Source organism: Streptomyces sp. NPDC047853, assembly GCF_043204535.1.
Classification (GTDB): domain Bacteria; phylum Actinomycetota; class Actinomycetes; order Streptomycetales; family Streptomycetaceae; genus Streptomyces.
The window spans coordinates 245,973-257,388 of sequence record NZ_JBIDCI010000005.1; the positions used below are offsets into that span (position 1 = coordinate 245,973).

Annotated in this window: 12 protein-coding genes; 7 read left to right on the forward strand and 5 right to left on the reverse strand. The window is 75.2% G+C overall.

All coding sequences use genetic code 11. The annotated features are described in order from the left end of the window. Positions 1-51: 51 nt before the first annotated feature. Positions 52-831: a sirohydrochlorin chelatase gene (locus ACGF5T_RS12570; RefSeq protein ID WP_356603943.1), complete on the reverse strand. Its 780-nt coding sequence runs from the start codon at positions 829-831 to the stop codon at positions 52-54. A gap of 202 nt (positions 832-1,033) precedes the next feature. Between ACGF5T_RS12570 and ACGF5T_RS12575 the strand changes: the two genes are divergently transcribed. Then, positions 1,034-1,720 (forward strand): ElyC/SanA/YdcF family protein, encoded by a 687-nt coding sequence (locus ACGF5T_RS12575; protein ID WP_356603163.1) that lies wholly within the window; start codon positions 1,034-1,036, stop codon positions 1,718-1,720. Between the two features lie 125 nt (positions 1,721-1,845). Then, on the forward strand, positions 1,846-3,981 hold the full coding sequence (locus ACGF5T_RS12580) for a molybdopterin oxidoreductase family protein (RefSeq protein WP_356603165.1): 2,136 nt from the start codon (positions 1,846-1,848) through the stop codon (positions 3,979-3,981). 28 nt (positions 3,982-4,009) lie between these two features. On the opposite strand, the gene ACGF5T_RS12585 is transcribed toward ACGF5T_RS12580, so the two are convergent. Next, positions 4,010-4,435 (reverse strand): gamma-glutamylcyclotransferase family protein, encoded by a 426-nt coding sequence (locus tag ACGF5T_RS12585; protein WP_356603167.1) that lies wholly within the window; start codon positions 4,433-4,435, stop codon positions 4,010-4,012. Between the two features lie 158 nt (positions 4,436-4,593). On the opposite strand from ACGF5T_RS12585, the gene ACGF5T_RS12590 reads away from it, so the two are divergent. Next, positions 4,594-6,237 (forward strand): M4 family metallopeptidase, encoded by a 1,644-nt coding sequence (locus ACGF5T_RS12590; RefSeq protein ID WP_366766543.1) that lies wholly within the window; start codon positions 4,594-4,596, stop codon positions 6,235-6,237. Positions 6,238-6,319: 82 nt separating this feature from the next. Here the strand turns inward: ACGF5T_RS12590 and ACGF5T_RS12595 are convergent, their stop codons facing one another. Then, positions 6,320-6,907: an NAD(P)H-dependent oxidoreductase gene (locus tag ACGF5T_RS12595; protein WP_356603171.1), complete on the reverse strand. Its 588-nt coding sequence runs from the start codon at positions 6,905-6,907 to the stop codon at positions 6,320-6,322. A 289-nt stretch (positions 6,908-7,196) separates the two neighbouring features. On the opposite strand from ACGF5T_RS12595, the gene ACGF5T_RS12600 reads away from it, so the two are divergent. Both ACGF5T_RS12600 and ACGF5T_RS12605 read left to right on the forward strand, forming a co-directional pair. Further along, positions 7,197-7,730 (forward strand): hypothetical protein, encoded by a 534-nt coding sequence (locus ACGF5T_RS12600; protein WP_356603173.1) that lies wholly within the window; start codon positions 7,197-7,199, stop codon positions 7,728-7,730. A gap of 142 nt (positions 7,731-7,872) precedes the next feature. Then, positions 7,873-8,499, forward strand: a complete 627-nt coding sequence (locus ACGF5T_RS12605) for a class F sortase (protein WP_356603175.1) — start codon at positions 7,873-7,875, stop codon at positions 8,497-8,499. Here ACGF5T_RS12605 and ACGF5T_RS12610 read toward each other — a convergent pair. Then, complete coding sequence (locus tag ACGF5T_RS12610) at positions 8,437-8,826, reverse strand: helix-turn-helix domain-containing protein (RefSeq protein ID WP_366766542.1); 390 nt, start codon at positions 8,824-8,826, stop codon at positions 8,437-8,439. The genes ACGF5T_RS12605 and ACGF5T_RS12610 overlap by 63 nt on opposite strands. 105 nt (positions 8,827-8,931) lie before the next feature. Between ACGF5T_RS12610 and ACGF5T_RS12615 the strand changes: the two genes are divergently transcribed. Further along, positions 8,932-9,834: an NAD(P)-binding domain-containing protein gene (locus tag ACGF5T_RS12615; protein ID WP_366766541.1), complete on the forward strand. Its 903-nt coding sequence runs from the start codon at positions 8,932-8,934 to the stop codon at positions 9,832-9,834. A 135-nt stretch (positions 9,835-9,969) separates the two neighbouring features. Next, positions 9,970-10,461 (forward strand): hemerythrin domain-containing protein, encoded by a 492-nt coding sequence (locus tag ACGF5T_RS12620; RefSeq protein ID WP_356603181.1) that lies wholly within the window; start codon positions 9,970-9,972, stop codon positions 10,459-10,461. 60 nt (positions 10,462-10,521) lie between these two features. On the opposite strand, the gene ACGF5T_RS12625 is transcribed toward ACGF5T_RS12620, so the two are convergent. Continuing rightward, on the reverse strand, positions 10,522-11,304 hold the full coding sequence (locus ACGF5T_RS12625) for a sulfite exporter TauE/SafE family protein (protein WP_366766540.1): 783 nt from the start codon (positions 11,302-11,304) through the stop codon (positions 10,522-10,524). Positions 11,305-11,416 lie beyond the last annotated feature (112 nt).

Consider the following 11,416-nt stretch of genomic DNA (forward strand, 5'->3'; position numbering starts at 1 on the left):
ATGAACAGTAAGCGGAAGGTGTGACAGTCGGAGGGCCCCGCCCCCTCCCGGTCAGGCGCGCGCCGGTGAGGCGGCCCCGTACGCCCTCGTCGCGGACGCCCTCGCCTCGTCGTAGCGGTGCAGGAGCAGACGCGCCATCGCCGGGTGGGTGCCCAGGGGGGCCGAGGCGATCCACGGGGCCGCGGCCGCGCACTCCGTCGCGAAGCGGCCCGGAGCCGTGAAGCAGGAGGCGACGGCCACCCGGGAGTGGCCGCGGGCGGTCAGGGCGCGGACGGCGTCCGGCACCGTCGGGGAGGCCGCCGAGGCGTACGCGGGGCGTACCGGGACGCCGAGGCGGGCGGCGAGGAGGGCCGCGATGCGGTCGGTGTCGGCCCGGGACTCGGGGGCGCGGGAGCCCGCGGAGGCGAGGACGACGGCGTGGCCGGGACCCGCGGCGGCGGGCCAGCCGGCCTCCGTGAGGCGGTCGTGCAGGGCGTCCACGAGGAGGGGGTGCGGGCCCAGCGGGGCGGCCACCCGGGTGCGGGCCGGGGAGGCGGCGGCCGACTCGGGGATGTCGCGTCCGACGTGGTGGCCGCGGCTGAACAGCAGCGGGACGAGGACCGCCTCGCCGTCGCCGAGGGCGGCCAGCGTGTCGGGGAGGAGGGGGGCGTTCAGTTCGATGTGGCCGAGGCGCACCGGCAGGCCGGGGCGCAGCGCCCGCACCCGGTCGAGGAGGGCCCGTACGGTGCTCAGCGCGCGCGGGTCGCGGCTGCCGTGGGCGACGACGACCAGGGCGGGGGTACCGCCTCGACCCGCCGGGGCGGGGGTGGCGCCCCGGCCCGCCGTGCTCATCGTGCTCGCCGTGCGCATCACTGTCGTCACCGTCATGCGCCGATGGTGGCCGCCGGACGTTGCCTTCCCGTTGCGTGGGTGTCACGGGAATTTTCCGTCGGTCCACCCGGCGCCGGGCGCCGCCTGTGAGCCGCGCGGTGAACCGGACGGCGCTCCGGTACGTCCCTACAGGTCGGAGGACGACCGGGGAGGGGACCGACCGATGCGCCGCTGGAGACCCGGCAGACCGCGCTTGCCGCGCACCCGCGAGGGGTGGCGGCGGCTGATCCGGGCGGTGGCGGCCGGGTGCGTGCTGGCGCTGCTGCCGGCGACCTGGCTGCACCTGACGACCGGGGACCGGCTGCGCACCGCGGCCGACGTGCCGCGTACCGAGGTCGCGGTCGTCTTCGGCGCCGGGCTGTGGGACGGGGAGCCGTCCCCGTACCTGGCGCACCGGCTGGACGCGGCGGCCGGGCTGTACCGCGCGGGGCGGATCGAGGTGGTCCTGGTCACCGGCGACAACAGCCGCGAGGAGTACGACGAACCGGACGCCATGCGCGCCTACCTGGTGCGGCACGGGGTGCCGGATGGGCGGATCGTCAGCGACTACGCGGGCTTCGACACCTGGGACTCGTGCGTGCGCGCGAAGAAGATCTTCGGGGTCGACCGGGCCGTGCTGATCAGCCAGGGCTTCCACATCCGGCGCGCGGTGGCGCTGTGCCGGGAGGCGGGGGTGGTGTCGTACGGCGTCGGGGTCGACGAGGCGCACGACACGACCTGGTACTACGGGGCGGTCCGCGAGGTCGTCGCGGCGGGCAAGGCCGCGGTGGACGCGGTGGTCGAGCCGGACCCGCGCTTCCTCGGTCCGCGGGAGCCGGGGGTGGAGCGCGCCCTGGCCGACGCGGGGTGACGCGGGGACCGGGGCGGCGGCGGGGGTGCCTCACCGTCGGGGGCCGGCCGCGGGGAGGTCGCCGTCCCGGCGGCGTAACAAAGCGCCGCCCGGTCGCGTAACACGGGCGTCGCAGGCTGGGCGGCATGCAGAACACCGCCACGCCCACGCACTGCCCGTACTGCGCCCTGCAGTGCGGGATGAATCTGACGACCGCCGCCGACGGGACCGTCGAGGTCAGCGAGCGCGCCGACTTCCCGGTGAACCGGGGTGCGCTGTGCGGCAAGGGGCGTACGGCGCCGGCGGTGCTCGCGGCGGGCGCCCGGCTGACCTCGCCGCTGGTGCGGGACGCGGCCGGGACGCTGGCGCCGGCCGGCTGGGACGAGGCGCTGGACCGGATCGCCGGGAACCTGGCCCGTACGCGCGCGGAGCACGGCGCGGACGCGCTCGGGGTGTTCGGCGGGGGCGGGCTGACCAACGAGAAGGCGTACACGCTGGGCAAGTTCGCGCGGGTGGTGCTGGGCACCTCGCAGATCGACTACAACGGCCGGTTCTGCATGTCGTCGGCCGCGGCGGCCGGCACGAAGGCCTTCGGGCTCGACCGGGGTCTGCCCTTCCCGCTGGAGGACATCCCGAGGACGGGATGCGTGATCCTCGTCGGCTCGAACCCGGCGGAGACGATGCCGCCGTCCCTGCGGTACTTCACCGAGCTGCGCGAGAACGGCGGCACGCTGATCGTCGTCGACCCGCGCCGCACGCGGACCGCGGAGCAGGCCGACCTGCACCTGGCGCCGCGGCCCGGCACGGATCTGGCGCTGGCGCTGGGGATGCTGCACCTGGTGGTCGCCGAGGGGCGGGTGGACGAGGAGTACGTCGAGGCGCGCACGGCGGGCTGGGAGGACGCGCGGGCCGCGGCGATGGCGCACTGGCCGGAGCACGTGGAGCGGATCACGGGGGTGTCCGTTCCCGAGCTGCGGGAGGCGGTGCGGCTGTTCTGCGCGCCGGAGGCGGCCATGGTGCTGACCGCGCGGGGGCCCGAGCAGCAGGCCAAGGGCACGGACACGGTGGGGGCGTGGATCAACCTGTGCCTGGCGACCGGGCGGGCCGGGCGGCCCCTGTCGGGGTACGGCTGCCTGACCGGGCAGGGCAACGGGCAGGGCGGGCGCGAGCACGGGCAGAAGGCGGACCAGTTGCCGGGCTACCGCAAGCTGACGGACCCGGAGGCGCGGCGCCATGTGGCCGAGGTGTGGGGGGTGGACCCCCACGCGCTGCCGGGGCCCGGGCGCAGCGCCTACGAGCTGCTGGACGCGCTGGGGTCCGACATCAGGTCGCTGCTGGTCATGGGCTCCAACCCGGTGGTGTCGGCGCCCCGCGCGGCCCATGTCGAGGAGCGGCTGCGGTCGCTGGACTTCCTGGCCGTGTGCGACGTGGTGCTCTCCGAGACGGCGGCGCTGGCGGACGTGGTCCTGCCCGTGACGCAGTGGGCGGAGGAGTCCGGGACCACGACCAGTCTGGAAGGGCGGGTGCTGCTGCGGCGGCGGGCGCTCACCCCGCCGGACGGGGTCCGCAGCGACCTGGAGGTGTTGCACGGGCTGGCCGGCCGGCTCGGCGTCGAGAAGGGCTTCCCGACCGAGCCGGAGGAGGTCTTCGAGGAGCTGCGCCGGGCGAGCGCGGGGGGCCCCGCGGACTATTCCGGGATCAGCTACCGGCGGCTGGCGGAGGAGAACGGGGTGTTCTGGCCGTGCCCGGCGCCGCCCGGGGGTCCCGGACCCGAGCGGCACCCGGATGCGGACCCGCACCCGGGCACGCCCCGTCTCTTCCTCGACCGCTTCGCCACCGACGACGGCCGGGCCCGCTTCGTCCCCGTCTCGCACCGGCCGAGCGCCGAGGAGCCGGACGACGAGTACCCGGTGCTGCTGACCACGGGACGGGTCGTGGCCCAGTACCAGTCCGGCGCGCAGACGCGCCGTGTGGCGGAGCTGAACGCCGCCGCGCCGGGCCCCTTCGTGGAGCTGCACCCGCGGCTGGCGGCGCGGCTCGGGGCGGCCGAGGGCGACCCGCTGGCCGTCGTCTCGCGGCGCGGCCGGGCGGTGGCACCGGCCCGCATCACCACCGGCATCCGTCCCGACACGGTGTTCATGCCCTTCCACTGGCCGGGCGAGGGCCGCGCCAACACCCTGACCAACCCGGCGCTGGACCCGACCTCCCGGATGCCCGAGTTCAAGGTGTGCGCGGTGCGGATCGAAACGGTGGGGACGGCGGCGGCCACCGCTCAGGGGTGACCGCGCGGGGGCGCTGCCCACGGGGCGGTCATCGCCCGGGCGGCCAGGTGCCGCCCTCGACCGGTGTGCCCCGGGCCCGCAGACGGGCGGCGACGGCCGGGGCGGCGACGTACACCCAGGCGCGGACGGGCGCCCCGTCCGCGTCCCGCACGACCGTCCTGGCGACGCGGTCGTACAGGTTGCGCGGGTCGCCCGGCACGTACTCCTCCAACCGGTCGAGGGCGGCCAGGAGTTCGCCGTACGCCTCCGGGCGGGCGGTGACCAGCTCCCCGCCGACGGCTCCCGCGGCGTCGTCCTCCACGGCGTACGGGTATCCGGGACCGGCGTAGAGCAGGGCGCCGGGCAGGCGGGCCGGTTCCTCGGCGAGGGTGCGTCCGCGCAGGAAGAGGCCGTGGTTGCGGCCGCCGGGGCGCAGCGTGCCGTAGACGAAGAACGGAAGTCGCGCGGTGTCCACGGAGGGTCATTCTCTCCCCTCATGCCTCCCACGATCTCCACCTGACGGCTATGGACATGACATGACGGGCGCCCGCAATCTTGGTCGACACCAGCGCGCCCCACTCGCCGCGCCCTCACTCCCCGCGCCCCCACGCGCTCCCCCACGCAAGGAGTCCGATGAGCCGAATACGGCACGCCCGAGGTGCCCGTCTCGCCACGGCGGGCATCGCCGCCACCACCGCCGCCCTCCTGACGGCCGCCCTCGTCCCCGCCGCGCAGGCGGCCGGCCGGCCGACCTCCGCCGAGGCGCGCGAGAACGCGGCGGCGGCCCTCGCGGACCACGCCGAGGACCTCGGTCCGACCGACGAGCAGGACACGCGGGTCCGCGACGTCATCGTCGACGACGACGGCACCCAGCACGTCCGCTACGACCGCACCTACCGCGGACTGCCCGTCCTGGGCGGCGACTTCGTCGTCCACCTCGCCCCGGACGGCGCCTGGCGCGGCGCGGACCGCGCGACCCGGGCCCCGATCGCGCTCCCCACCGTCACGCCGCGGCTGGCGGCCCCCGAGGCGGCCGACCTGGCCGCGAGCGTGCTGCGCGCCGCGAAGCCGGGCGAGCTGCTGAAGAAGCTCACCGCCCGGCCCCGGCTGGTCGTCGACGCCCTGCACGGCGCCCCGAGGCTGGCCTGGCGCACGGACGCGGCCGCGCTGGACCCCGCCGGCCACCCGGTCGCGCGCACGGTCCTGACCGACGCCGGCACGGGCGCCCGGATCGACGCCTGGGACTCCGTCGAGTCGGTGTCGGGCGACGGTAAGTCGCTGTACGGCGGCACGGTGCCGCTGGAGACGACGCGGTCGGGGTCGTCGTACCGGCTCGCGGACGCGACGCGCGGAGGCACGTACACCGGCGACGCGGCGCAGCAGACCGACCTGTGCGTGCTCACCCTCTGCCTGGTCCGGGCGCCCTCGACGGTGTTCACCGACACCGACAACCACTGGGGCTCGGGAACGGCGGACGACCGCGCCTCCACCGCGGTGGACGCCCAGTACGGCACGGACGTCACCTGGGACTACTACGAGGACGTCCACGGGCGCAGGGGCATCGCGGGCGACGGCAAGGGCTCCTTCAACCGCGTGCACTACGGCACCCGGTACAACAACGCCTTCTGGGACGACGGCTGCTTCTGCATGACGTACGGCGACGGGGACGGGACGACCCTCGGCCCGCTGGTCTCGCTGGACGTCACCGGGCACGAGATGGCGCACGGCGTGACGTCGTCGACGGCGGCGCTGACGTACTCGGGCGAGTCGGGCGGGCTGAACGAGGCGACCTCCGACGTCTTCGGCACACTGGTGGAGTTCCACGCGGACAACCCCGCCGACGCCGGGGACTACCTGATCGGCGAGAAGGTCGTCCGCCCCGGTCTCGGCCGGGACGCCCTGCGGTTCATGGACCGGCCGAGCAGGGACGGCAGTTCGGCCGACTGCTGGAGCAGCACGCTGGGGGACCTCGACGTCCACTACTCGTCCGGCGTCGGCAACCACTTCGCCTACCTGCTGGCCGAGGGCAGCGGCACCAAGACGCTGGGCGGTGTGCGCCACACCTCCGCCACCTGCGACGGCTCCACCGTCCGCGGGATCGGCAGGGACAAGCTGGGCGACATCTGGTACCGCGCGCTGACGGTCTACATGACCTCGTCCACGGACTACGCGGGCGCCCGTACGGCCACCCTCCGCGCGGCCGGGGACCTCTACGGCGCCGACAGCGCCGAGCGGGCCGCGGTGGCCGCGGCGTGGAGCGCGGTGAACGTGGGCTGAGCCCGGCGCGCCCGTGCGGCGGCCGCCCCGGACGACGGACCGGGGCGGCCGTCGCCCGTCGTCCTCCCCGGCCCGTCCGGGCTCACGCGACTCCGTAGGGCCGCTTCTCCCGTGCCTCCCGCAGGGTCCTGCCCCACCACACCAGTTGGTCGAGCAGCGTCTTCGCCGCCGCGTCGGGTCCCGAGGGGTCCACGAGGGCGCCCCGGGCGTCGAAGGAGGCGCCCGCGTTGTGGAAGGAGACGGTGTCGCGGACCGTGACGGCGTGCAGTTCGGCGAAGACCTGGCGCAGGTGCTCCACGGCGCGCAGACCGCCGGCCAGACCTCCGTAGGAGACGAGGCCGACGGGCTTGGCCCGCCATTCGCCGAAGTGCCAGTCGATGAGGTTCTTCAGGCCCGCCGGGAACGAGTGGTTGTACTCGGGCGTGAGCACCACGAACGCGTCGGCGTCCGCCAGTTTCGGCGTGATCTCCGCCAGCGCGGCGGTCGCCCTCGGGGTCGGGGCGAGCGTGGTGGGAAGGTCGGTCGCGGCGACGTCCACGACCTCGGGGAGCAGGCCGTCGTGGGCCCGGAGACGGTCCAGGAGCCAGTCGGCGACGACGGGGCCGAAGCGGCCGTGCCGGTTGCTGCCGATGATCAGGGTCACCCGGAGCGGGTCGGTCGTTGTGTTCATGGGCGACAGCCTGATACCTCGACATTGCTTGAGGTCAAGCAGGGGCGGCGGACCCGTTCGGAGGCGCCGGTCACCCGTTCACACGCGCGCCCCGCGCCCTTCGGGATCTTTTCCGCCACACCCCGGCCTCCCGCCGGTGACCTGCCCGAACGGCATCCCGCGCGGGCCGTCCGGACGCGCGGGCGACACCCGTTCATCCCATTCCCGGCGCGTCCTCGGGGAGCGGGGCGCGTCCGGTGCCACTTTCCTCGGTAGGGCAGGGGCCACCGAAGAGCTCAAAGGAGCACCGATGCGACGTACCGCCCGCCTGCTGACCGGTACCGCGCTCGCCGTCGCGGCCGTCGGCCTCGCCGCCGAGGCGCACGCGCTTACCGGACCGGCCGTGGCGACCGGGGGACTGGAGGTGTACCCGGTCTCCGTCGTGCCGGGCGAGTGGGCCGCGGTGCGCACGGCGGCGTGCGGCGCGGACGGATCGGCGGCGGGTGACGCCGGCGCGGTGGGCGCCGGGGCGTTCCCGCTGGCTCCGGAGGCCGGGGAGGGCGCGACGACCGGTCGCTTCGAGGTGCCGCCGAGCGCGCAGCCGGGGACGTACGAGATCGTCGCCACCTGCGCGGGCAGCGGCCTGCGGGTGACGGGTGACCTGGTGGTCACCCTGACCTCGGCCCGTGAGCAGGTCCACCCCAGGGGAAGCGTGAAGACGGGGGTCGGTGGCGCTCTGGGCCCCGATCCCGTGCAGACCGCGGCCGGTGTGACGGCTCTGGCCGTCGCCGCCGCGGGCGGTACCTGGCTCCTGCATCGCCGGGCGAGAGGCGACGGGATCTGACGGGCACCCTCCGCTGCCCGTCCGCCGGTACCGCACTTCCCCGCCCCCTCCGGGTCCGACGCCCCTCGCGGCCCGGAGGGGGCAGGGACCCACGAGGGACCCGAGACCGAGGACCTGAACCAGAGGGGAAGAGGGGGACGTCATGCGCAGGGTGGGCAACTCCGCGATAGCGGCCGTGACCGCGGTCGCCCTGTGCTCCGGGGCCTGGCTGCTGGCCGGCGGCAGCGGCACCGGGCTCCCGCCCCAGCCGTCGGCCGCGCAGGCCCGCACCGGCGCCGGGCAGGCCGGACGGGCGCCCGCCGCACCGGCGCTGCCGCCCTCGCCGCCCGACCGGGTCCGCATCCCGGCGATCGACGTGGACGCCCCGCTGACCGGCCTCGGGCTGACCCCGGCCGGCAGCCTCGACGTGCCGCCCGCCGAGCGGAAGAACCTCGCCGGCTGGTACGAGGCCGGCACCACGCCCGGCGAGCGGGGCACCGCGATCCTCGCCGGGCACGTGGACAACGCCGAGGGCCCGGCCGTCTTCTACCGCCTCGGCGCCCTGGAGAGGGGCGCCGCGATCGAGGTCGACCGGCGCGACGGCAGGGTCGCGGTGTTCACCGTGGACGCGGTGGAGGTGTACGCCGCCGAGGACTTCCCCGACGAGAAGGTGTACGGCGCGGCGCGCCGGCCCGAGCTGCGCGTCATCACCTGCGGCGGCGACTGGTCACGCGGGACCGGCTACCAGGGGAACGTGGTCGTCTTCGCGCACCTCACCGGCAGCCGGTGAGGGGTCCAGGACGTTCGCCCTCCCCCACGCGCCCAGCGGCGCCAGCGCCTCGTTGAGGGCGACGCCCCGGGCGGTCAGCGAGTACTCGACGCGCGGCGGCACCTCGCGGTACTCCTCGCGGTGGACGATGCCGTCGGCCTCCAGCTCCCGCAGCTGCCCGGTGAGCACCTTCTCGGTCACGCCGGGCAGCTCGCGGCGCAGGGCGCCGAACCGGAGCGCCCCCTCGCCGAGGGCCCACAAAATCAGTACCTTCCACTTGCCGCCGATCACGTCCATCGCCGCGTCGACCCCGCACACGTACGCTCCCGGCCGCCGTGCCGTCCCCATGCCCGTCCCCCGTCCCTCTCGCCCGCCTGGATGCTTTCCTCCGGGTAACCGCCCACTTCGAAGTGGGTACTTGAGCGGCCCGGTGCCCCGGCGGAGTCTTCTCCCATGACTGACAAGGCACCCCTTCCCCGTATTCCGCTCACCGTCCTGGGCGCCGGCGCCATGGGCACCGCCCTGGTCCGCGCCTGGCTCGCCGCCGGCCATCCCGTCACCGTCTGGAACCGCACCCCGGCCCGCGCCGAGGCCCTCGCCGCCGAGGGCGCCGGCGTCGCCGCGAGCGCGGCCGAGGCGGTCGCCGCGAGCCGCCTGGTGATCGTCTGCCTGCTCGACGACGCCTCGGTCGGCGAGGCCCTCGACGGGGCCGCCCTCGACGGACGGGACCTGGTGAACCTGACCACCGGGACACCCGCCGAGGGCCGGTCCCGCGCGGCCTGGGCGACGGCACGCGGAGCCCGCTTCCTGGACGGCGGGATCATGGCCGTACCGCCGATGATCGGGAACGCCGGCTCCGGCGGCTACGTCTTCTACAGCGGCTCCGCGGAGCTGTTCGAGGAGCACCGCGAGACGCTCGCCGTCCCGGCCGGGACGCGTTACGTCGGCGCGGACCCGGGCTTCGCCGCGCTGCACGACGTGGCGCTGCTGAGCGCGATGAGCGGCATGTTCGCCGGGGTCACGCACGCCTTCGCGCTGATCGGACGCGAGGACGTCCGGCCGACGGACTTCGCGCCCCTGCTCGCCGACTGGCTCACCGCGATGGCGCCCGCCGCACACCAGGCCGCCGACCAGTTGGAGAGCGGCGACTACGGCAAGGGCGTCGTGTCCAACCTCGCCATGCAGGTGGCGGGCAACGCGACGCTGCTGCGCACCGCCGAGGAGCAGGAGGTGAGCGCGGAGCTGCTGACGCCGTACATGGGCCTGATGGAGCGGTGGCTGGCCGAGGGGCACGGGGAGGAGGACTCGACCGGGATGGTGGAGCTGCTGGATCTGCGGCGCGGCAGGGACACCTGAGCGGGGCTCGCCGGCGTCCGGCGCGGTGGGGCCGGTGGACGGGGCGGACCGGGGTAAACGGTGCTGGCAGGTGTCTTCCGGAGAAGGACCGGAAACACGAGAAGCACGAGAAGCACGAGAAAGCGGTGTCTTGCCATGACCGAATCCGGGGACGTCGTCGAACTCATCCTCCGGGACCACCGGAAGATGGAGGACCTCTTCCGTCTGATGCGCAGCGTCGAGGCCGACCGGGCGGCCGCCCTGCGCGAGTTCGCCGACCTGCTGATCGCGCACGCCCAGGCCGAGGAGGCCGAGGTCTACCCCGCCCTCAAGCGCTACAAGAACATCGACGACGAAGAGGTCGAGCACGGCGAGCACGAACACGACGAGGGCAACGAGGCCCTCCTCGCCCTCCTGGAGGTCGAGGAGGTCGGTTCCGAGGAGTGGGACACGAAGCTGGAGGAGCTGGTGGAGGCCGTCACCCACCACGCCGACGAGGAGGAGCGGACCATCCTCAACGGAGCGCGCGAGAACGTCGCCATGGAACGGCGCGAGGAGCTGGGCGCGGCCTTCCGCGAGGAGCGCGCCCGTCTGCTGAAGGAGGGCTGCGGCGACGTGGAGAAGGTGCGTCGCCTCGTCCGTGCCTGACCTCACGCCCCGGCCCCCGGCCCCCGGCGCCCCGACCCGCGACGCGGCCGGGGGCCGCGGTCAGGCCAGCCACTGCTCGTAGGCCAGGTTCGCGACCAGCGCGAAGACGACGGTGAGCAGGACGACCCGGACGAAGCCGCTGCCCTTCTTGAGGGCCGTGTGCGCGCCGAACATGCCGCCGGCGAGGTTGAAGACGGCCATCAGGGCGGCCAGCTGCCACAGGACGGCGCCCTGCCAGGCGAAGGTGGCGAGGGCGCCGGCGTTGGTGCAGCAGTTGACGATCTTGGCGGTGGCGGAGGCCGTCACCAGGTCGAGGTGGAGCAGGGCGGTGAGCGCCAGGACGAGGAAGGTGCCGGTGCCGGGGCCGATGAGCCCGTCGTAGAAGCCGATGCCGAGGCCGCCGAGACCGATCGCGGCGAAAATCTGGCGCCGGGTGGCCGGGCCGGTGGCGGGGGCGGTCCCGAAGGCGGGGCGCAGGATCACGAAGGCCGCCACCGCGAGCAGCACCACCATGATCACCGGCTTGAGCACCTCGGTGCTCATCCCGGCCGCGAAGAAGGCCCCGCCGGACGAGCCGGCCAGCGCCGCCAGCCCGATGCGTACGGCGGTCCGCACGTCCACCGGGGCCTTGCGCGCGTAGGTCACCGCCGCGCCCGTGGTGCCGACGATGGCGACCGCCTTGTTGGTGCCCAGGGCGTGCGCGGCCGGGGTGCCGGCGGGCAGGCCGAGCAGCAGCGCCGGCAGCAGCAGGAGCCCGCCGCCCCCGACCACGGCGTCGATCCAGCCGGCCGCGAGGGCGGCGAGACACAGGAGGACGACCGTGGTCAGCGATATGTCGGGCATGATCGCGACCCTACGGACGAGATGGATGTGCCGTCCATCGAGATGAGGGTCTTCTGAGGTTGCGCACGGCCGGCCGCCGTCGGCCGCGCCGAGCCTGCGCGCGGCCGCCCGC

Excerpts from the sequence above, each read along its gene's own strand:
- ACGF5T_RS12610 (WP_366766542.1), bottom strand. The coding sequence starts at position 8,826 with ATGGGGACGGCACGGCGGCCGGGAGCGTACGTGTGCGGGGTCGACGCG.
- ACGF5T_RS12575 (WP_356603163.1), top strand. The coding sequence starts at position 1,034 with ATGCGCCGCTGGAGACCCGGCAGACCGCGCTTGCCGCGCACCCGCGAG.
- ACGF5T_RS12615 (WP_366766541.1), top strand. The coding sequence starts at position 8,932 with ATGACTGACAAGGCACCCCTTCCCCGTATTCCGCTCACCGTCCTGGGC.
- ACGF5T_RS12580 (WP_356603165.1), top strand. The coding sequence starts at position 1,846 with ATGCAGAACACCGCCACGCCCACGCACTGCCCGTACTGCGCCCTGCAG.
- ACGF5T_RS12570 (WP_356603943.1), bottom strand. The coding sequence starts at position 831 with ATGAGCACGGCGGGCCGGGGCGCCACCCCCGCCCCGGCGGGTCGAGGC.
- ACGF5T_RS12590 (WP_366766543.1), top strand. The coding sequence starts at position 4,594 with ATGAGCCGAATACGGCACGCCCGAGGTGCCCGTCTCGCCACGGCGGGC.
- ACGF5T_RS12595 (WP_356603171.1), bottom strand. The coding sequence starts at position 6,907 with ATGAACACAACGACCGACCCGCTCCGGGTGACCCTGATCATCGGCAGC.
- ACGF5T_RS12620 (WP_356603181.1), top strand. The coding sequence starts at position 9,970 with ATGACCGAATCCGGGGACGTCGTCGAACTCATCCTCCGGGACCACCGG.
- ACGF5T_RS12600 (WP_356603173.1), top strand. The coding sequence starts at position 7,197 with ATGCGACGTACCGCCCGCCTGCTGACCGGTACCGCGCTCGCCGTCGCG.
- ACGF5T_RS12605 (WP_356603175.1), top strand. The coding sequence starts at position 7,873 with ATGCGCAGGGTGGGCAACTCCGCGATAGCGGCCGTGACCGCGGTCGCC.
- ACGF5T_RS12625 (WP_366766540.1), bottom strand. The coding sequence starts at position 11,304 with ATGCCCGACATATCGCTGACCACGGTCGTCCTCCTGTGTCTCGCCGCC.